At 71.2% G+C, this 18164-nt stretch carries 23 protein-coding genes and 1 pseudogene; 15 read left to right on the forward strand and 9 right to left on the reverse strand.

Translation table 11 applies throughout. From position 1 onward, the window contains the following. Positions 1-3 precede the first annotated feature (3 nt). Both ACN28F_RS22675 and ACN28F_RS22680 read left to right on the forward strand, forming a co-directional pair. Positions 4-294 (forward strand): F0F1 ATP synthase subunit epsilon, encoded by a 291-nt coding sequence (locus ACN28F_RS22675; protein WP_289209914.1) that lies wholly within the window; start codon positions 4-6, stop codon positions 292-294. 13 nt (positions 295-307) lie between these two features. Then, entirely contained in the window at positions 308-745 is a 438-nt protein-coding gene (locus tag ACN28F_RS22680; RefSeq protein WP_289209915.1) for a DUF2550 domain-containing protein, read from the forward strand. A 7-nt stretch (positions 746-752) separates the two neighbouring features. On the opposite strand, the gene ACN28F_RS22685 is transcribed toward ACN28F_RS22680, so the two are convergent. Further along, a complete protein-coding gene (locus ACN28F_RS22685; protein WP_289209916.1) occupies positions 753-1142 on the reverse strand; it encodes a VOC family protein in 390 nt (129 codons plus the stop codon). Between the two features lie 15 nt (positions 1143-1157). Next, positions 1158-1730, reverse strand: a complete 573-nt coding sequence (locus tag ACN28F_RS22690) for a cob(I)yrinic acid a,c-diamide adenosyltransferase (protein WP_289209917.1) — start codon at positions 1728-1730, stop codon at positions 1158-1160. Between ACN28F_RS22690 and murA the strand changes: the two genes are divergently transcribed. The 4 genes from murA to ACN28F_RS22710 all read left to right on the forward strand — a co-directional run bounded on the left by murA (position 1729) and on the right by ACN28F_RS22710 (position 4763). Next, positions 1729-3153, forward strand: a complete 1425-nt coding sequence (gene murA, locus ACN28F_RS22695; protein ID WP_421359621.1) for a UDP-N-acetylglucosamine 1-carboxyvinyltransferase — start codon at positions 1729-1731, stop codon at positions 3151-3153. The two genes, ACN28F_RS22690 and murA, sit on opposite strands and share 2 nt — an antisense overlap. 130 nt (positions 3154-3283) lie before the next feature. Then, positions 3284-4132: a 3-hydroxyacyl-CoA dehydrogenase family protein gene (locus ACN28F_RS22700; RefSeq protein ID WP_421359623.1), complete on the forward strand. Its 849-nt coding sequence runs from the start codon at positions 3284-3286 to the stop codon at positions 4130-4132. A 59-nt stretch (positions 4133-4191) separates the two neighbouring features. Continuing rightward, the gene (locus ACN28F_RS22705; protein WP_421359624.1) at positions 4192-4479 is read left to right on the forward strand and encodes a type II toxin-antitoxin system Phd/YefM family antitoxin; all 288 of its coding nucleotides are present in this window, start codon (positions 4192-4194) and stop codon (positions 4477-4479) included. Continuing rightward, positions 4476-4763 (forward strand): type II toxin-antitoxin system RelE family toxin, encoded by a 288-nt coding sequence (locus ACN28F_RS22710; RefSeq protein WP_421359625.1) that lies wholly within the window; start codon positions 4476-4478, stop codon positions 4761-4763. Before ACN28F_RS22705 ends, ACN28F_RS22710 begins: the two co-directional genes overlap by 4 nt. Positions 4764-4776: 13 nt before the next feature. Here the strand turns inward: ACN28F_RS22710 and ACN28F_RS22715 are convergent, their stop codons facing one another. Both ACN28F_RS22715 and ACN28F_RS22720 read right to left on the reverse strand, forming a co-directional pair. Beyond that, positions 4777-5442 carry a GNAT family N-acetyltransferase gene (locus ACN28F_RS22715; protein ID WP_421359626.1) on the reverse strand — a complete coding sequence of 222 codons (666 nt, stop codon included), beginning with the start codon at positions 5440-5442 and terminating at the stop codon, positions 4777-4779. Continuing rightward, entirely contained in the window at positions 5439-5699 is a 261-nt protein-coding gene (locus ACN28F_RS22720; protein ID WP_421359628.1) for a DivIVA domain-containing protein, read from the reverse strand. The genes ACN28F_RS22715 and ACN28F_RS22720 overlap by 4 nt, the downstream gene beginning before the upstream one ends. A 350-nt stretch (positions 5700-6049) precedes the next feature. Between ACN28F_RS22720 and ACN28F_RS22725 the strand changes: the two genes are divergently transcribed. Further along, positions 6050-6268: a winged helix-turn-helix domain-containing protein gene (locus ACN28F_RS22725; protein ID WP_289209921.1), complete on the forward strand. Its 219-nt coding sequence runs from the start codon at positions 6050-6052 to the stop codon at positions 6266-6268. A gap of 157 nt (positions 6269-6425) precedes the next feature. Then, the gene (locus ACN28F_RS22730) at positions 6426-6971 is read left to right on the forward strand and encodes an AAA family ATPase (protein WP_421359629.1); all 546 of its coding nucleotides are present in this window, start codon (positions 6426-6428) and stop codon (positions 6969-6971) included. 14 nt (positions 6972-6985) lie between these two features. On the opposite strand, the gene ACN28F_RS22735 is transcribed toward ACN28F_RS22730, so the two are convergent. Beyond that, positions 6986-7828 carry an ABC transporter permease gene (locus tag ACN28F_RS22735; RefSeq protein WP_421361482.1) on the reverse strand — a complete coding sequence of 281 codons (843 nt, stop codon included), beginning with the start codon at positions 7826-7828 and terminating at the stop codon, positions 6986-6988. A 29-nt stretch (positions 7829-7857) separates the two neighbouring features. Then, positions 7858-8718 carry an ABC transporter ATP-binding protein gene (locus ACN28F_RS22740; protein ID WP_289209923.1) on the reverse strand — a complete coding sequence of 287 codons (861 nt, stop codon included), beginning with the start codon at positions 8716-8718 and terminating at the stop codon, positions 7858-7860. Between the two features lie 144 nt (positions 8719-8862). Between ACN28F_RS22740 and ACN28F_RS22745 the strand changes: the two genes are divergently transcribed. From ACN28F_RS22745 to ACN28F_RS22765, 5 genes are read left to right on the forward strand one after another with little or no spacing between them, the layout of a single operon-like run. Continuing rightward, complete coding sequence (locus ACN28F_RS22745) at positions 8863-9258, forward strand: GntR family transcriptional regulator (RefSeq protein WP_289209924.1); 396 nt, start codon at positions 8863-8865, stop codon at positions 9256-9258. Beyond that, on the forward strand, positions 9255-10145 hold the full coding sequence (locus tag ACN28F_RS22750) for an ATP-binding cassette domain-containing protein (RefSeq protein WP_289209925.1): 891 nt from the start codon (positions 9255-9257) through the stop codon (positions 10143-10145). The genes ACN28F_RS22745 and ACN28F_RS22750 overlap by 4 nt, the downstream gene beginning before the upstream one ends. After that, positions 10142-10867, forward strand: coding sequence for a hypothetical protein (locus ACN28F_RS22755; RefSeq protein ID WP_289209926.1), 726 nt, complete (start codon positions 10142-10144; stop codon positions 10865-10867). Before ACN28F_RS22750 ends, ACN28F_RS22755 begins: the two co-directional genes overlap by 4 nt. A gap of 10 nt (positions 10868-10877) precedes the next feature. Then, entirely contained in the window at positions 10878-11780 is a 903-nt protein-coding gene (locus ACN28F_RS22760) for an ABC transporter ATP-binding protein (RefSeq protein WP_289209927.1), read from the forward strand. Continuing rightward, complete coding sequence (locus ACN28F_RS22765; protein ID WP_421359630.1) at positions 11777-12520, forward strand: ABC transporter permease; 744 nt, start codon at positions 11777-11779, stop codon at positions 12518-12520. Before ACN28F_RS22760 ends, ACN28F_RS22765 begins: the two co-directional genes overlap by 4 nt. 259 nt (positions 12521-12779) lie before the next feature. Here the strand turns inward: ACN28F_RS22765 and ACN28F_RS22770 are convergent. Both ACN28F_RS22770 and ACN28F_RS22775 read right to left on the reverse strand, forming a co-directional pair. After that, positions 12780-13484 (reverse strand): annotated as a pseudogene (locus ACN28F_RS22770) (polysaccharide deacetylase family protein); the annotation flags it as partial. Between the two features lie 126 nt (positions 13485-13610). Then, the gene (locus tag ACN28F_RS22775; protein ID WP_289209929.1) at positions 13611-14228 is read right to left on the reverse strand and encodes a DUF4126 domain-containing protein; all 618 of its coding nucleotides are present in this window, start codon (positions 14226-14228) and stop codon (positions 13611-13613) included. 70 nt (positions 14229-14298) lie between these two features. On the opposite strand from ACN28F_RS22775, the gene nucS reads away from it, so the two are divergent. Both nucS and ACN28F_RS22785 read left to right on the forward strand, forming a co-directional pair. Then, the gene (gene nucS / locus ACN28F_RS22780) at positions 14299-14955 is read left to right on the forward strand and encodes an endonuclease NucS (protein WP_282229044.1); all 657 of its coding nucleotides are present in this window, start codon (positions 14299-14301) and stop codon (positions 14953-14955) included. Between the two features lie 77 nt (positions 14956-15032). Continuing rightward, positions 15033-16403, forward strand: coding sequence for a DUF2786 domain-containing protein (locus ACN28F_RS22785; RefSeq protein WP_421359631.1), 1371 nt, complete (start codon positions 15033-15035; stop codon positions 16401-16403). A gap of 60 nt (positions 16404-16463) precedes the next feature. On the opposite strand, the gene ACN28F_RS22790 is transcribed toward ACN28F_RS22785, so the two are convergent. Continuing rightward, a complete protein-coding gene (locus ACN28F_RS22790; RefSeq protein ID WP_421359632.1) occupies positions 16464-17966 on the reverse strand; it encodes an aldehyde dehydrogenase family protein in 1503 nt (500 codons plus the stop codon). Between the last annotated feature and the right edge of the window lie 198 nt (positions 17967-18164).

Below are 18164 nucleotides of genomic sequence, written 5' to 3' on the forward strand. Positions count from 1 at the left end.
GCGTTGGCTAAGCAACTGCACGTCGAACTTGTCGCCGTCGAGCAGATGGTCTGGTCCGGCGAGGCCGAAATGGTGATCGCCCGGACCACCGAAGGCGAGCTCGGCGTACTGCCCGGTCACGCGCCGATGCTCGGCCAGCTCGCCGAGCCCGGCCAGGTGCGGATCACGCTGCCGGGCCGCGAACAGGTCGCCTACGACGTCGCCGGCGGGTTCCTCTCGGTCACCACCAACGGCGTGACGATCCTCGCCGAGGAAGCCACCCCGGCCGCCCCCGCCACCGCGTCCGGTCACTGAGCGGGCGGCGTCGATGTCGACCATCGAATGGTTCGGGATCGGCGTCCTCGTCCTGCTCGTCGCGATCCTGACGTTGATCGTCCGCCGCGCCCTGATGGCCCGGGTACGCGGCACCATCAAGCTCAGTTTCCGGGTCAACACCATCGTCGACGGCCGAGGCTGGTCACCCGGCTTCGGCCGGTTCGTCGGCGACGAGCTGCGCTGGTACCGGCTGTTCAGCTTCGCGCTGCGCCCCAAGCGGGTGCTGTCCCGCCGTGGGCTGGCCGTGGAGAGCCGGCGCAGCCCACGTGGCCAGGAGCGGCTGGCCCTGCCGCACGACTGGGTGATCCTGCGCTGTACCAGCCATCACGCCCCGGTCGAGATCGCCATGGCCGAGTCCACGGTCACCGGGTTCAGCTCGTGGCTGGAGGCGAGCCTGCCGGGGGAGGACTCGCGCCGGCTGGCGGCCTGAGCAGCGCTCACCCGTCGGCCACCAGTTCCACCTCGTAGCCGTACCGGTCGCTCAGATAGCCGGCGTAGGTGTCCGGCCCGCCGGCGTACGGATGCCGGTCGGCGAACAACAGCGACCACCCGTGTGCCGGCGCGGCCGCGACCAGCTCGTCCACCCGCTGCCGGCTGCCGGCATGGAACGCCAGGTGGTTGAGGCCCGGCGCGCACCGGTCGTGGACGTCGCCGGTCAACGCGGGGGACTGCTCCAGCACCAGGTAGCTGCCGTCGTAGCGCCAGGACCGGCCGGCGGGCCACCGCTGGTACGGCTGCCAGCCGAGTTCACCCAGCAGCCAGGCCCAGCCGGGTTCAGCTGCGGGTAGATCGGGTACCCACAGCTCGACGTGGTGCAGTCCCGGCATGTGCTCCTCGCCGGGTCAGCGGCCGCCGCCGGGCACCCAGAGCACGTCGCCGCCCGGGTTGGCGGTTCTCGCCAGGATGAACAACAAATCCGAGAGACGGTTGAGATACTTTGCCGGAAGGGGGCCGGTTCGTTCCGGTTCATGGGTGATCAGCGCCCACGCGGAGCGCTCGGCCCGTCGAGCGACGGTCCGTGCCACGTGCAACAGCGCGGCGCCAGGGGTGCCGCCAGGCAGGACGAAGGAGTCGAGCTTGGCCAGCCGCGAGTTGTACTCGTCGCACCAGCCTTCCAGCCGGGTCACGTACGCCTCGGTGACCCGCAGCGGCGGGTACGCCGGCTCCGGCTCGACCGGGTTCGCCAGGTCGGCGCCGACGTCGAACAGGTCGTTCTGGATCTGCCCCAGCACGTTGCTCAGGCTTTCGTCGAGCCCGCCGAGGGCGAGCGCCACCCCGATGGCGGCGTTGCACTCGTCGACGTCGGCGTACGCGCAGATCCGCAGGTCGGTCTTGGCGACCTGCTCGTTGTTGCTCAACCTGGTCGTGCCGGTGTCCCCGGCCTTGGTGTAGATGCGGGTGAGGTGGACGGCCATGAGCGACAGGGTACGGATTCTGCACCGCACCGGCAGCGCCGGTGTCGGGACAACGTCGTCCTCGGCGGCCGAGGACGACCTCACCCCGGCCGTCGAGGGCGGTGTCCCGGTGGTCGAGGGCGACCTCATCTCGGTCACCGGCGGAAGCCGGCTGGTCGGCTCGGTGCCGGTGGAGGGGGCGAAGAACTCGGCCCTGAAGCTGATGGCCGCGGCGCTGCTGGCACCGGGCCGGACCGTGATCGACAACGTGCCCCGGATCACCGACATCGCCATCATGGCCGACGTGCTGCGCGGACTCGGCTGCGAGGTCACGGTGACCGCCGCCGGTGCGGAACTCGCCGGCTCGCGGGCCACCGGCTCGCCCCGGGCCAGCACGGTGACAATCGACGTACCGGCGGCCCCCGGCTGCCGACCCGACGTGGACCTGGTGCGGCGGCTGCGGGCGTCGATCTGCGTACTCGGGCCGTTGCTGGCCCGGTGCGGGCAGGTCCGGGTCGCGCATCCCGGCGGCGACGCGATCGGCTCCCGTGGGCTCGACATGCACGTGGCCGGCCTGGCCCGGATGGGCGCCGACATCACCGGGGAGAACGGCCTGGTCGTGGCCTCCGCTGCGCGCGGGCTGCACGGCGCGACGATCTGTCTGGATTTCCCCAGCGTCGGTGCGACCGAGAACCTGGTGATGGCGGCGGTGCTCGCCGACGGGATCACCGAGATCGACAACGCGGCGCGGGAGCCGGAGATCGTGGACATCTGCGCGATGCTGACCGCGATGGGGGCGCAGATCGACGGTGCCGGTACGGCGACCCTGCGGATCGAGGGCGTACCGGAGTTGCAGCCGGTGCGCCACGCCACGATCGGGGACCGCATCGTCGGCGGGACGTGGGCCTTCGCCGCCGCGATGACCCGGGGCGACGTCACCGTCCACGGGGTCGATCCGGCGTTCCTGCAGGTCGCCCTGGACAAGGTGGCGGACTCCGGAGCCAGCGTCGAGGCGACCGACGACGGCTTCCGGGTACGGATGGACCGCCGGCCGCGCGCCGTGGACGTCGTCACCCTGCCGTTCCCGGGTTTCGCGACCGACCTGCTGCCGATGGCGATCGGGTTGGCGGCGGTCAGCGAAGGCGCCTCACTGGTGACCGAGAACATCTTCGACGGCCGGTTCGGCTTCGTCGACGAGTTGCTGCGGCTCGGTGCCGACATCAAGACCGACGGCCATCACGCGGTGGTCCGGGGCCGCGAACGGCTGGTCGGGGCGCGGGTCACCGCGACCGACATCCGGGCCGGTGCCGGCCTGGTGATCGCCGGACTCTGCGCCGACGGGGTGACCGAGATCGCCGACGTGCACCACATCGACCGTGGCTACCCGAACTACGTCGCCGACCTGCGCGCGCTCGGGGTGCAGGTGCAGCGGTACGGCGGCTGACACCCCGGCCGGGTTACCGATCGTTCAGGTCCGCCGGTTAAGCTGGCGGACACATCCGTCGGGGCTGGCGGGCACATCCCGTCGCACAGGCGTGGACTCCGATCGGGCAGGCGCGGACGAGGAGATGCAGATGGCGGGTCGGCTGGCAGTGATCGGTGCCGGGTTGATGGGATCGGGCATCGCCCAGGTCGCCGCCCAGGCGGGCTGGCAGGTCACGATGCGCGACCTCGACGACGCCGCCACCGCCCGGGGCGTCGACGGCATCCGACGCTCCCTGGAGAAGTTCGCCAGTAAGGGCACGATCAGCGCCGACGACGTCGAGGCGGCGATCGGCCGGATCACCACGACCACCGACCTGGAAGCGGCGGCCGAGGCGGACATCGTCGTCGAGGCCGTCTTCGAGCGCATCGAGATCAAGCACGAGGTCTTCCGGGTCCTGGACAAGGTCTGCAGGGCGGACGCCGTCCTGGCCACCAACACGTCGGCGATCCCGGTGACCCAGATCGCCGCGGCCACCGACCGGCCCGAGTCGGTGGTCGGTACGCACTTCTTCTCCCCGGTGCCGATGATGAAGCTCTGCGAGCTGGTCCGCGGCTACAAGACCTCGGACACCACGCTCGCCACCGCGCGGGCGTTCGCCGAGGAGATCGGCAAGACCTGCGTGGTGGTCAACCGGGACATCGCCGGGTTCGTCACCACCCGGCTGATCTCCGCGCTCGTCGTCGAAGCGGTCAAGCTGGTCGAGTCCGGGGTGGTCTCCGCCGAGGACCTCGACACCGCGTGCAAGCTCGGCTTCGGGCACGCGATGGGTCCGTTGGCGACGGTCGACCTGACCGGTGCGGACGTGCTGCTGAACGCGTCGAAGAACATCTACGCCGACACCGCCGACGAGAAGTTCTTCCCGCCGGAGCTGCTGCAGCGCATGGTCACCGCCGGCGACCTGGGCCGTAAGACCGGCCAGGGCTTCTACAGCTACTGACCTCGCCGACAGCTGCTGACATGGCCACCTGACCGAGGTTCGTGACTAGAATAGTAGTCATGACTACTATTCCGCTCGCGGACGCCAAGGCAAGGCTGTCTGCCGTTCTCGATGAGGTCCGTGATACCCACGAGCGGGTGGTGATCACCCGGAACGGACGACCTGAGGCAGTCATCATGTCGGTATCCGACCTGGAGGCCCTCGAAGAGACCCTCGACCTGTTGTCCACGCCCGGCGCGTTGGAGGAGATCCGGCAGGCTGAGGTCGACATCGCCGCCGGCCACGGCGTCGACGCCGACGAACTGCTACGCCAGCTTGCTGCCCGCGCGGAGCGCGAGCAGCAGTGAGCGACGAGGCGTACCGACTTTCCGTGGCGCCCGCTGCCCGGCGGGCCCTGACCGAGGGGCCCCCTGTCGGCCTGCCACTGGCCGTCGCGGCAGCCGTCGGTCAGTTCCTCACCGGCCTGCTCCTGGAAAGGCCGTACGTGGTCGGCAAGCCGCTGACTCGCGAGCTGACCGGCTATCACTCGGCACGACGCGGCGCCTATCGGGTGGTCTACCGGATCGACGAGGACAACCGAACAGTGCATGTCACCCGCATCGACCACCGAGCGGATGTCTACCGCCCTTAGCGGTCGCACCGGTTCAGCCGACACGCAGTGCTGCGGCCAGGGGTGGCTGGTCGACCGGGTCGCCGGAGCGGCGCATCGCCCACAGCGGCGGGCCGCCTGCCGGCAGGTGCGCGACGCGGACGACGCGGTAGCCGTGGCCTTCGTAGAACGCCCGCTGCCGCACGCTGCTCGCCTCGACCACGGCCGGCATGCCGATCCGATCCAGCCGGGCATGATGCGCGGCCAACAGCGCCGACCCGATGCCCTGGCGACGTAACCAGGGGGCGGCGGCGAGGAACGCCAGGTGGTGGTGCCGGCCGGTCGGCTCCAGCCGCCCGGCGGCGAAGGTGTAGTGCGCGTACGGGCCGTGCCGGTCACCGCAGGACCGCAACCTGCGCCGCTGATGCTCCGCTCCGAGGAGCCGGTCCGCCGTGTGCGGATACCAGATAGCGACCCCGTCGCAGTGCCTGACCACATCGACGATCCCGTGCCGGACGCCGAACGCCAACTCGGCGGTGAAGAACTGATGCATGGTCGGATACCGGATGGCGTGATCATTGATCAGCCAGGCCACCACCGGATCCACCACACTCGACTGCGCCAGCAACTCCGCCAACGGCCCGATGTCGGCAGCGGCGGCGGTCCGTACGGTCAGCGCCGGACCGCCACCGCTGCCGGCCGCTGGCGTCGGCCTGGTCACCGGCGCGCGCCGGCCTGGCAGACGCCGTGCCGAGTGGGCGTTGCCTGGGCGGACTGCCAGCGGCGTAGCGCATCCTTGATCCGGTCGTTCTGCTCCCAGGTGCGTTCGAGCTCGGCGTACACGATGCCAAGGTCGTGGGCGACGCGGTCGAGGAACGCGGCGACCTCGCCGGGGTCGAGGCCTCGGCCGCCGCCGCGTCGGGGGACCGTCGGGAAGCGGTGGCTGCGGACCTGCCACCGGCGCCGCAGTTCACGCATCTCGTCTTCCTCCCCATTGCTCGCTACTGCCGCTGGTTCCGCTCAGTCGGTTGTCGTCGACGGGTGGACGGGGTGGCCCTGCCGCTTGCCGATGCCGGCAGGGCCACCCCACCCCAATCGCCGCAGCCCTCCTTGGCGGTACGGCGACCAGGGCGAACCTTGGTGGCCGGGACGCCCAGCGGCGTGACTCGCTACCCGCCCCGACCGAGGGCGACCGCCCCAAGAGCCATCCGGGGGCGTTCGCCATCAACCTACAATTGCCACCGGTTGTAGGTCAACGCGCAACGTGCAACTGGTTGAGGTTGGAGGTAGAAGCGTGATCAAATGGGCATGCCATCCGGGGAGTGTGTATGCCCAAGCAGCAGTACCAAGTTCTGGCCGACGAACTACGAGCGAAGATCGAGTCTGGCGAGTGGCCACCGGGCACAAAGCTGCCCAGCCGCTCACAGCTCTGCCGCGAGTACGACGTCTCGGACACCGTCGTCGGCAAGGCGATGATGATCCTCCGTGCCACCGGGCTGACCGAGACCCTCGAAGGAGTCGGCGTGTTCGTGGCCGAACCGAGGTGACTAAGTGCCGACTTGGGTAGGCCAGAGTGGTTCGGGCGGCCAGGTTGCATGATCAGGTGACGCCTACGCACGTCATCTTCGCGTTTTGACGTGCGTAGGCGTCACCTCGACAGCGGTCCCCGTGCACCGGTCGAGCTATAACGACGTGGTGGAAACAATGCCGACCCTTGTCGTCATCAGTGGACCACCGGGGGCTGGTAAGACGACGCTTGCCCACCTGCTCGCCCGGCGGATCGGCTGCCCGGCGATCTGCCGGGACGAGATCAAGGAGGGCATGGTCCACTCAGCCGGCGACTTCAACGCCGCACCGAGCGACGAGCTGACCCTTCGGACCCTGCCCACTTTCTTCAACGTGCTACGACTGCTGCTGACGGCAGGGGTCACCGCGGTCGCCGAGGCGGCTTTCCAGGACCGCCTGTGGCGCCCCGGCCTGCAGCCACTGATCGGGATCGCTGACATTCGGGTGGTGCACTGCCGGGTCGCCGCGCAGACGGCCTTCGACCGCGTCCAGCGGCGGCAGGACGAGAACGCGACCCGGCGTGCCCATGCCGATGCGTACCTCGGTGACCATCAGACCCATGCCGTCGGTCACCACGGCTTCCAGCCGGTCCGACTGGGCGTACCCGAGATCGAGGTGGACACCAGCGACGGCTATCGTCCTGGGCTCGACGAGATCGTCGCATTCGTGAACGGTGGACGATGAGCCCCGGCCGGGAGTCAGCCGTCGCGTTTGGTGGTCCAGCGGAACGTGGTCAGGCAGAGCACCAGGCCGATGACGCACCAGATGCCGAGCACCAGCGCGACCATGCCGAGCTCGAACGAGCCGCCCGGCTCCTGGGTGCCGAACGCCTCCGGCAGGAAGACCGAGCGCAGCCCCTGGCACATCCACTTCAGCGGGAACAGCGCGGCGATCTGCTGCATCCAGCCGGGCAGCGCGGTGAAGACGAAGAAGACGCCGGAGGTGAACTGCAGGATCAGCGAGACCGGGGTGGCCACCGCCGACGCGCTGCGCCCACTCCTCGCCAGCGACGAGAAGGCGATGCCGCAGAGCGTGCAGGCGGTGATGCCGAGCACCGACACCCAGCCCAGGGTGAACCACTTGAACGCGGTGTCCGGCAGTTGCAGGTCGAACAGCAGGGTCGCGACGGCCAGCAGGAGCACCGTTTCGGCGAAGCCGATCACGGCGACCATGATGACCTTGCCGGCGAAGTAGACCCATTTCGGCATCGGGGTGCCGCGCAGCCGCTTGAGCACGCCCCGGTCGCGCTCGATCGGGATCTGGATGGCCAGGCTCTGGAAGCCGACGGTCATCAGCCCGGTGGCGATCATGCCGGTGATGAAGTACTGGGTGAACCGTACGCCGTCGGTGATCTCCCCGGTGAAGATCGACGCGAAGATCAGGATCATGATGACCGGGAAGGCCATCGTGAAGACGACGGACTCACGGCTGCGCATGAACTGCCGGATCTCCAGCTTGCCCTGCCGCAGCCCCAGCCGCGCCGGGCCGACCCGCGTCACGGCCGGCGAGGTGCTGGGGGCGCCGGCCGCCGGAGAGGTCACAGCGCCGGCGGTACCGCCCGTGGTCGCGTTCACTTGTGTCCAATCATCCGCAGGTAGACGTCTTCCAGGGTGGGGCGGGTGACGGTCAGGCCGGGGACCTCGCCGTCGAAGCGCGCGGCCAGGTCGGCGATCAGCGCCGTCGGCGTCGCGCTCTGCTCGTGCCGCGTCGTCCCGTCGGCGGTACGCCAGGAGACGGTGGCCAGGGCGTCGCGTCGGCCGCCCAGCTCGGCCGGCGGTGCCACCTCGACGAGCCGGCCGGCGGCGATCACCCCGACCCGGTCGGCGAGGGCTTCCGCCTCGTCGAGGTAGTGGGTGGTCAGCAGGATCGTGGTGCCGCCGGCGGCGAGTGCCCGGATCAGTTCCCAGAATTCGCGTCGCGCCTCCGGGTCGAAGCCGGTCGTCGGTTCGTCGAGGAAGAGCAGTTCGGGGCGGCCGACGATGCCGAGCGCCACGTCGAGGCGGCGTTTCTGCCCGCCGGAGAGGGTGTGGGTGCGGGCCTTCGCCTTGGCGGACAGGCCGACCCGGTCGATCACCGTCGCCGGGTCGTCCGGTGCCGGGTAGAAGGCGGCGAAGTGTGCGACGACCTCGCCGACGGTAAGTTCGTCGAACTCGCCGGTGCCCTGCAGCACGATGCCGATGCGGGAGCGCCACTGCGGCGTACCGGGGTCGGGGTCGACGCCGAGCACCCGGACCTCGCCGGCGTCGCGGCGGCGGTAGCCCTCCAGGATCTCCACTGTGGTGGTCTTGCCGGCGCCGTTCGGGCCGAGCAGGGCGAAGACCTCGCCGCGCTGGACGCTCAGGTCGACCCCGTCCACCGCCGCCGATCCGCCGTAGGACTTGCGGAGTCCGTGTACCTCGATGGCCGGCTGGTCCGCCGCCTTGTCGCTCATGACGTCAACTATCGCCCCTGCCGCACAGGGGGAGGCGGTCGGGTGTCGGGGAGGTGACGGAGGCCGCCGGAGCTGGACCGCGCTGGTTCGTTGGTGCTACGGTTCATTACACAAGTAACGAACCAGTGAACCAGAGGTGCTCCCGTGTTCGATGATCGAAGTCCGATCTATCAGCAGATAGCCGACAAGATCAAAAACGACATCCTGAGCGGGGCGCTGCAGGAGGGCGAGCAGGTCATGTCCACCAACCAGTACGCCAGCTACTACCGGATCAACCCCGCCACCGCCGCCAAGGGCTTCCATCAGCTCATCGACGAAGGCGTGCTGTTCAAGAAGCGCGGTATCGGCATGTTCGTCAGCCCCAACGCCCGCGAGACCCTGCGCGGCCAGCGCCGCGACCGGTTCTTCGCCGAGGTCGTCGACCCGATGCTCGCCGAGGCCCGGATCATCGGCATCCCGCTCGCCGACGTCGTCGCCCGCATCCAGCAAGCAGCAGAAGCTGCCGGCAGCCAGCACGCAGCAGAAGGGGAGCAGCAGTGACCGGCCTCGGTATCTCCACCAGCGGCCTCACCATCCGCTACGGCGACACCGTCGCCGTCGACTCGCTCGACCTCACCCTCGCCCCCGGCAAGATCTACGGACTGCTCGGGCGCAACGGCTCCGGCAAGACCAGCCTGCTCGCCGTACTGGCCGCCTTCCGGCAGGCGAGCAGCGGGACCGTCCAGGTCGGCGGTGCCGACCCGTTCGAGAACGCGGCCATCATGTCGCAGATCGCGTTCGTCCGGGACCGGGTCGACGCCCAGGACACCGACCGGGTCAGCTGCATCCTGGACCTTGCCGCGACGCTGCGCCCCAACTGGGACGCCGGCTACGCCGAACGCCTGATCGAGCGCTTCGACCTGCCCCGGCGCAAGCGGCTCAACGCCCTCAGCCGGGGCATGAAGTCCGCGCTCAGCGTCACCCTCGGGCTCGCCGCGCGGGCACCCCTGACCATTTTCGACGAGGCCTACCTCGGTCTCGACGCGCCCAGCCGGTACGCCTTCTACGACGAGGTGCTGGCCGACTACGTCGCCCACCCGCGCACCATCGTGCTCTCCACCCACCTCATCGAGGAGGTCGGCGCGCTGTTCGAGGAAGTGGTGATCCTGCACCGGGGCCGGCTGGTCGCCCACGAGGAGACCGAGACGCTACGCGCCCGGGGGACCGCGGTGACCGGCCCGGCCGCCGCCGTCGACGCGTTCGTCGCCGGACGCACCGTGCTCGGCACCCAGCAACTCGGCGGCACCCGCTCCACCACCATCTTCGGCACCCTCGACGACAGCGACCGGGCGGCCGCCCACGCCGCCGGTCTGGAGCTCGGCCCGATCGGGCTGCAGGACCTGTTCGTGCACCTGACCGCCGACAACCAGAAGGAGACGCGGCGATGAACGCCACCGCGTGGACCGTCAGCCGGACGCTGCTGCGCCGGTCGCTGCCGCTGGCCGGGTGGTACTGGGTGATCCTCTACCTGGCCTGGGCCGTGGTGATCGGCCTGACGGCACGGCTGGGGACCGTCGAGGTCAGCATGTGGGCCAACGTCGGACTCCAGGCGCCGCGCTGGTTCACCTTCGTCTTCGGCATCACCGCCGTCGGCGCCTACCTGCCGGTGTTCGTCGCCCACGGGGTCACCCGGCGGGACGCGCTGATCGGTGCCTGGGGTTTCCTGCTGCCGTACGCCGTCGGCTTCGCCGTCATGACGACGGTCGGCTTCGGCGTCGAGTACCTGACGTTCGATGCCCTCGGGCTGTTCGGCGGGCTGACCGAGCCGTACCCGGTCGACTCGTTGGGGGCGGCAGCCGCGATCTGTCTCGAGTTCACCCTGGTGTACCTCGGCTACACGGCGGCCGGCGCGCTGTGCGCGATCGCCTACCACCTGATCAACCCATGGTGGGCGACGCTGCTGCTGCCAGTGGCGCTGCTGCCGGCCTTCGTGATCGAGATCGGCTTCCGTACCGAGTGGGCCGGTCTCGTGCTCGGCCGGCTGCTCGGCCTCGGCGACGAGGGACACCTCGGCGCCGGCGCGATCGTCGCCCTGGCGACGTTGCTGGTCGCCAGCGCGGTCACCTGGGTGCTGGTCCGCCGGCTGCCGATCAAGAAGATCACCGGCTGAGGAGGCCGTAATGTCCGTCATCGAGGTCGAACACCTGCACAAACGGTACGGCGATCTGGTCGCGGTGGACGATGTGTCGTTCACCGTCGACGAGGGGGAGATCTTCGGCGTCCTGGGGCGCAACGGCGCCGGCAAGACCACCACAGTGGAGTGCGCTCTCGGGCTGCGTCGGCCGGACCGGGGCAGCGTACGGGTGCTCGGCCTGGACCCGCAGCGCGACGGCGCGACACTGCGCGAACGGCTCGGTGCCCAGTTGCAGGAGAGCCAGCTGCCGGAGCGGATGAAGGTCTGGGAGGCGTTGGAGCTGTACAGCTCCTTCTACCGTCAGCCGGCCGACTGGCGGGAGCTGCTCGACCTGCTCGGCCTGTCGTCGCGACACGACGCCCGGTTCGGCCAACTCTCCGGCGGGCAGAAACAGCGGCTGTCGGTGGCGCTGGCCCTGGTCGGCAACCCCCAGGTGGCGTTCCTCGACGAGTTGACCACCGGGTTGGACCCGGCGGCCCGCCGGGACACCTGGTCGCTGATCGAGTCGGTCCGCAACCGGGGAGTCACCCTGGTGCTGGTCACCCACCTGATGGAGGAGGCGGAGCGGCTCTGCGACCGGGTCGCGGTGATCGACGCCGGTCGGGTGGTCGCCGTCGACACCCCGGCCGGGCTGGCCGCCAGCGTCGATGCCGGGCAGCGGATCCGCTTCGTCGTGGACCGGCCGCTGGACCCGGCGCTGCTGGCCGGCCTGCCGCAGGTCACGGCGGTCACCGTGGACGGGCGCGAGATCGTCGTCGACGGTACGGCGGACCTGCTGTTCGCGGTGGTGGCGGCGTTGTCGCGCCACGGCGTGACCCCACGTGAGCTGCGGATGCAGCAGGCCACCCTGGACGACGCGTTCCTGGCACTGACCGGAGGCCACCGATGACCGCGCTGCGGCGACTCACCGTGATGGAGGCCAAGCTGCTGCTGCGCGACCCGGCGGCGGTGGTGATGGCGCTGGCCTTCCCGATGTTGCTGATCATCGTCCTGGGTGCGGTGATGCCGGGCTTCCGTACCCCGGTCCCGGAGCTCGCCGGGCTGCGCCCGATCGACGTCTACCTACCGGTGGTCGTCGCCCTGGCGGTGGCGACCGTCGCGCTCAACTCGCTGCCGACGACGGTGGCCGGCTACCGGGAGCGCGGGGTGCTGCGCCGGATGGCGACCACCCCGGTACGCCCGGGGAAGCTGCTCGGCGCGCAGTTGGTCGTCGCGGTGGCCGCCACCACGGTCGCGATCGGCCTGGCGGTCGCGGCGGCGGCGGTCGGGTTCCGGGTGCCGCTGCCGGCCCGGCCGGCCAGCTTCGCCGGGGTCTTCCTGCTCGGTGCGGCGGCCACCTTCGCCGTCGGCCTGCTGGTCGCCGCCCTGGTGCCGACGAGCAGATCGGCGAACGCGGTCAGCATGCTGCTGTACTTCCCGATGCTGTTCTTCGCCGGGGTGTGGACGCCGGGACCGCTGATGCCCGAGTCGATCCGCCGGATCGCCGACGTCACGCCGCTCGGCGCGCTCAGCCAGAGCATGCAGGCCACCTGGACGGGCGGCCCGGTGCGACCACTGCACCTGCTGGTGCTGGTCGGCTACCTGGTCGGCGCGGGAGTGCTGGCCGCCCGCTTGTTCCGCTGGCGGTGAGCCGGCGCTGTCCGGCCAGCACCTCCGACGCCGGCTGTCCGGCCAGCACCTCCGACAGGGTGGCCGGGGTCAGCCCCCGGTCCCGCAACCCGGCCAGGATGTGCGGCAACGCCTCGTCGGTCATCGCGGCGTTGGCCTCGGTGACGTGCAGCACCACCACCGAGCCGGGCCGCACGCCGGACAGCACGGCGTCGACGACCGGCTGCCAGGCGGTGGCGAACGGGTCGCCGCTGATCACGTCGCCGTCGACCACGGTCAGCCCGAGCGGGGCGAGCGCGGCCAGCGCCGCCCCGTCGTGGCACAGGCCGGGGAAGCGGAAGTACCGGGTCTGCCGGCCGCCATACGGTGCGATCACGTCGAAGGTCTTCGCCACGTCGGCGGTCATCGCGTTCGCCGGCACCTGCGGCAGGCCGTAACAGTCGGCGGTGAAGGCGGCATGGTCGTACGTGTGGTTCGCCAGCTCGAACCGGGGGTTGGCGGCCAGCCGGCGGGTCAGGTCGGGGTACTCCTCGACCCACATGCCGGTGAGGAAGAAGGTCGCCGGCACCTGCTCGCGTTCCAGCAACTCGACGATGGCCAGGTTCGCGTACGAGCGGACCTCGCCGCTGCGCAGGCTGTAGCGCATCCCCTCGGTCATGTCCGCGTCGAAGGTCAACGCGACCAGGTTGCCGCTGCGCGGCCCGTGGTCGACGACGGGCGGGCGGGTCCCGGGTCGGGTAGCGCCGGGCTGCTCGGCCGGGCCGGGCGGTGCCGACGGCGTGGGGGACGGTGTGGCTGACGGCGGGAGCGGCGTACCGGTGCCGTCGCCCGGACCGCCGGTCGACGGTGCCGGACCGACGGTGCCGGCCACGGCCGGGGCCTCGGTCGCGCCGTCGCCGGTGGTGACCAGGCCGACGACGATCGCGCCGAGGCCGACGACGGCCACCGCCGTCGCCACCGCCAGAGCCGTCGAACGTGAACGCACGGCGGAGATCGTCGCAGGCGGGGCCGACCGGTGATGAACGGCCTCTCGCGTTTCGACCGTTCGGCGGGCAGGATCGGCGCGATCAGTCCGTGGCCGGAAGCGATCAGTTCAGGATGGTGTGCCCGGTCAGACCCGGTATCCGGCGGCGCGGGCGGCCCGGCGTTCCCGGCGGCGGTGTACGACCCGACGGATCAGCAGCGGCCCGCCGATCACCAGCACGACCAGGAAGACCAGGATCAGCACCGGCAACAGGATGGCCACCACCGACATCACCACGCTGGTGACGTCCTCGGCGGTGCTGGCCACCGGAGCGCCGACCCCGGCGGTCGCCGTGTTGATCACCGGCCGGGCGGTGGCCTTGAGCGCGTGTACGCCGAGTGCGATCAGCACCCCGACGACCACCGGGATCCACTGGTTCGAGGTGAAGAACTCGCCCGGATCGCTGACCGTCACGGTCTCCGACGACGAGCCGGCGCCGAACGCCAGCCCGCCCGCGGTCGGCCGGACCACCGTCTGCACCACGTCGTTGACGTGGTCGACGACCGGCACCTTGTCGGCGACCAGTTCGACGGCGAGCAGCCCGGCGAGGATGGCCAGCACCCAGCCGTTGCTGATCCACTGCCACCCGTCGGGCGGCGTGATCAGGCTGGTGTAGCGGGCCAGCAGCCCCACGGTCAGCAGCGGGATGTACGCGTTGAGCCCGGCGGACGCCGCCAGCCCGGTCCCGGTCAGCAGTTCGAACACATGATCCAGGATCGCACCGCCGCGCCAGCCCTGCGCGGCGAGCCGCCGCCGCTGCCGCTACCCTCGTCGGGTGCGGCTGGTGATTGCGCGGTGTGCGGTGGACTACGTCGGTCGACTCTCGGCGCATCTGCCGCCGGCGACCCGACTGCTGATGGTCAAGGCGGACGGGTCCGTGTCGATCCACGCCGACGACCGGGCCTACAAGCCGTTGAACTGGATGAGCCCACCGTGTCGGCTGACCGAGTCGCCCGGTGTCTGGCGGGTGGTGAACAAGGCCGGCGAGGAGCTGCGGATCACCATCGAGGAGATCATCCACGACACCTCGTACGATCTCGGCGTCGACCCGGGGCTGCGTAAGGACGGCGTGGAGGCCCACCTGCAGGAGCTGTTGGCGGCCAACCCGACCACCTTCGGGGACGGGTTCACCCTGGTCCGGCGGGAGTACATGACCGCGATCGGCCCGGTCGACCTGCTCTGCCGCGACGGTGCCGCCACCGTCGCGATCGAGGTCAAGCGGCGGGGCGAGATCGACGGCGTCGAGCAGCTCACCCGCTACCTGGAACTGCTCAACCGGGATCCGCTGCTCGCCCCGGTGGCCGGCATCTTCGCCGCTCAGGAGATCAAGCCCCAGGCCCGGGTCCTCGCCGAGGACCGGGGCATCCGCTGCGTGGTCGTCGACTACGACAAGCTGCGGGGCATCGAACGTGACGAGCTGACCCTGTTCTGACCGGCACCAGCGGGCCGGTCGCGCCGTTGACTCCGTCGAGACCGGACAACGGTGCCGGCCCCCCGAGGAGGTCCAGCGTGGGCATTCGCAACCAGCAGCGCCGGGCGGCCAAGAAGAAGGCCCGCGAGCAGCGCCAACGCCTGCGGCAGGAGGCTGGCGGTACGGCGTACCCGCCGTTCGGTGCCTTCGCGTCGCCCACGGAGGCGGACCGGATCGACGACCTGCTGCGGGCGGCCGCGCACGCGGTGGCCGAGGACCGGGCCGCGGCGTTCGACGACGCCGTCGCGGCGTTGGTCGCCGCTGACGACCGGCTGGTCGACCAGGTGGTGGACGCCGCCTTCACACAGGTCCTCGCCGCCCTGTGGCGGCACGGCTGGATGCCCGCCGACCTGCTGCGGGTCGTCCGGCGGGAGCACGGCAAACGCCCGGTCGGCCTGGTCGCCGGGCAGCTGACGGCGCAACTGCGCGGGTACGCGGCGGCGACCGTCGCCGAGCGCTGGCACCGGCAACTGCGGGAGCTGGAGATCGACGTCTGGGGCGCCGATCCGGTCGACCACCGGCTGACCGCCTGGGCCGGCCGGTCCAAGCTGGACCGTACGGCGGCGGTGGTGTCGGCGGCGCAGGCGCTCGCCCTGCTGTCGGGACTGCCGTCGCTGGAACCGGTCGCCCCGCCCCCGGGCACCGTCCGTCCCGGTGACGCCGGCCCGGACCGTGGAGCACGGACGGTCACGCCAGATGTCTCCAGCGTGGACGAACGTCAGCTCGGCCGGATCCGGGCGTTGCTGGCCAAGGCCGAGTCCACCGAGTTCCCGGAGGAGGCCGAGGCGTTGTCGGCCAAGGCGCAGGAGCTGATGACCCGGCACAGCATCGACCACGCGCTGCTGGCCGCCGCCGCGCGCGCCGGGGAGACCGCGCCGACGCCGATCGCCGTACGGGTCGGCCTCGACGCGCCGTACGAGCAGGCCAAGGCGTTCCTGCTGCAGCAGGTCGCGGAGGCGAACCGGTGCCGGTCGGTGTGGTCGGGGCGGCTCGGCTTCGCCACCGTGGTCGGCTTCGCTGCGGACTGCGAGTCGGTGGAGCTGCTGCACACCTCGCTGCTGGTCCAGGCGACCGCGGCGATGCTGCGCAACGGGTCGCAGCGGGGCCGGTCCGGTCAGTCGACGACCCGGTCGTTCCGCCAGTCGTTCCTGGAGGCGTACGCGGTCCGGATCGGCCAGCGGCTGAGCGCGGTCGCCGACGACGCCGGCCGGGCGGCGGCCGCCCGGACCGGCACCGACCTGGTGCCGGTGCTGGCGGCCCGCGACGAGCAGGTCCGGCAGACCACCGAGCAGCTCTTCCCGGAGCTGGGTGCGCGGATGATCTCCGGCAACAACCAGGCCGGCTGGGTCGCCGGTACGGCCGCCGCCGATCAGGCCAGCCTGGGCACCCGCGCGCCGGTCACCCGCTGACGCAAGACACCGGTCACCCGCTGACGCAAGGCGCGCCGGTCACCGGCTGCGCCGCAGGTGTCACCAGCGGCCGTAGCGCAGCCGGATCGCGGTGACGATCCGGGCCACGTCCGCCGCCGTACGGTCGAAGGTCGTCGTCGGCAGCAGCGACGGGGCCCGCCGGTAGGTGATCGCCTTGGCCCGGGCGAACTCCTTCAGGCCGTCCTCGCCGTGGATGCGACCGAACCCGGAGTCGCCGACCCCGCCGAACGGCAGCTCGCTGAAGCCGGCGAAGGTCAGCGCGGAGTTGACCGAGACCATGCCGCTGCGGATCCGCCGGGCGACCGCGATCGCCCGGCGCTTGCCGAAGACCGCGCCGCCGAGCCCGTACCGGCTGTCGTTGGTCCGGGCGATCGCCTCGTCGATGTCGGCGACCCGGTTGATCACGACGGTGGGGCCGAAGGTCTCCTCCCGGGCCGCGGCGCAGTCGTGCGGCACGTCGACCAGCACCGTCGGGTGCACGAACGGCGGGCGGACCGCGGCCGGGCCGCCGAGCACCGCCCGGCCGCCGGCGGCGATCGCGTCGTCGATGTGCCGGCGGATGACGTCGACCTGACCGGGCATGGTGATCGGGCCGAGCTGGTCGGTCGGGTCGGTGCCGACGCTCAGCCGGGCGGCCCGGTCCACCACGGCGGTGACGAACGCGTCGTGCACCGCGTCGAGCACGTACACCCGCTCGATGCCGATGCAGCTCTGCCCGGCGTTGGTCATCGCGCCCCAGACGCACGCCTCGGCCGCCGCCTCGAGGTCGGCGTCGTCGTCGACGATCATCGCGTCCTTGCCGCCGGCCTCGATCAGCACCGGGGTGAGGGTCTGCGCGCAGGCGGCCATCACCGCCCGGCCGGTGCGCGACGAGCCGGTGAACGCGATCTTGTCGACACCCGCGCCGCATAGCGCGGCGCCGACGTCGCCGAGGCCGTGCACGATCTGCAGTACGGGGTGCTCGCCGACCACCTCGGCGAACGTGTCGACCAGCCATTGACCGATGCCCGGGGTGTACTCGCTGGGCTTGAAGACGACGGCGTTGCCGGCGGCCAACGCGTACGCGATCGAACCGATCGGGGTGACGACCGGGTAGTTCCACGGGCCGATGACCCCGACCACGCCGAGTGGCTGGTACTCGAGGTGACCACTGAACTCGGCGGTGACCAGCCGGGTACGGGTCCGCCGGTGGCCGAGCACCCGCTTGGCGTGGTGCGCCGCCCAGTCGATGTGCTCGACGGCGGCGGCGATCTCGACGACGGCGTCGGCGACCGGCTTGCCGCCCTCCCGGTTGATCACCTCGGCGAGCTCGGTCATCCGGTTGGCGATCAGCGACCGCCAGCGCAGCAGCCGGCGGCGCCGCTGCGCGTGGCCGATCCCGACCCACCAGGCGCTCGCGGCGCGGGCGGCGGTGACCGCTGCGGCGACGGCGGCGTCGTCGGCGGCCGGGAACCGGCCGACCTCGGCGCCGGTCGCCGGGTGGGAGGAGATGAGAAACCCGTCGGCGACCTCCGGCTGACCGGGAATCCGAACCGCTGTCATCGTCGCTCCTCGTTGCTCGCCGGCACCGACCCGAAGTGTATTCGTGAAAGATACTCGCAGGTAATCGGACGTTGATTCATGGCAATGTGTTGGCGGCGTTGACCGGGTGTCGTCGCGTCGGGTGTCCGGTTGTCGGAGGCGATCGACGAACCGGTGGCGCGGCGCTGGGCCGCCCGGCGGCCAACACCGGACGAGGGA

Source organism: Solwaraspora sp. WMMA2101 (assembly GCF_049179175.1).
GTDB lineage: Bacteria > Actinomycetota > Actinomycetes > Mycobacteriales > Micromonosporaceae > Micromonospora_E.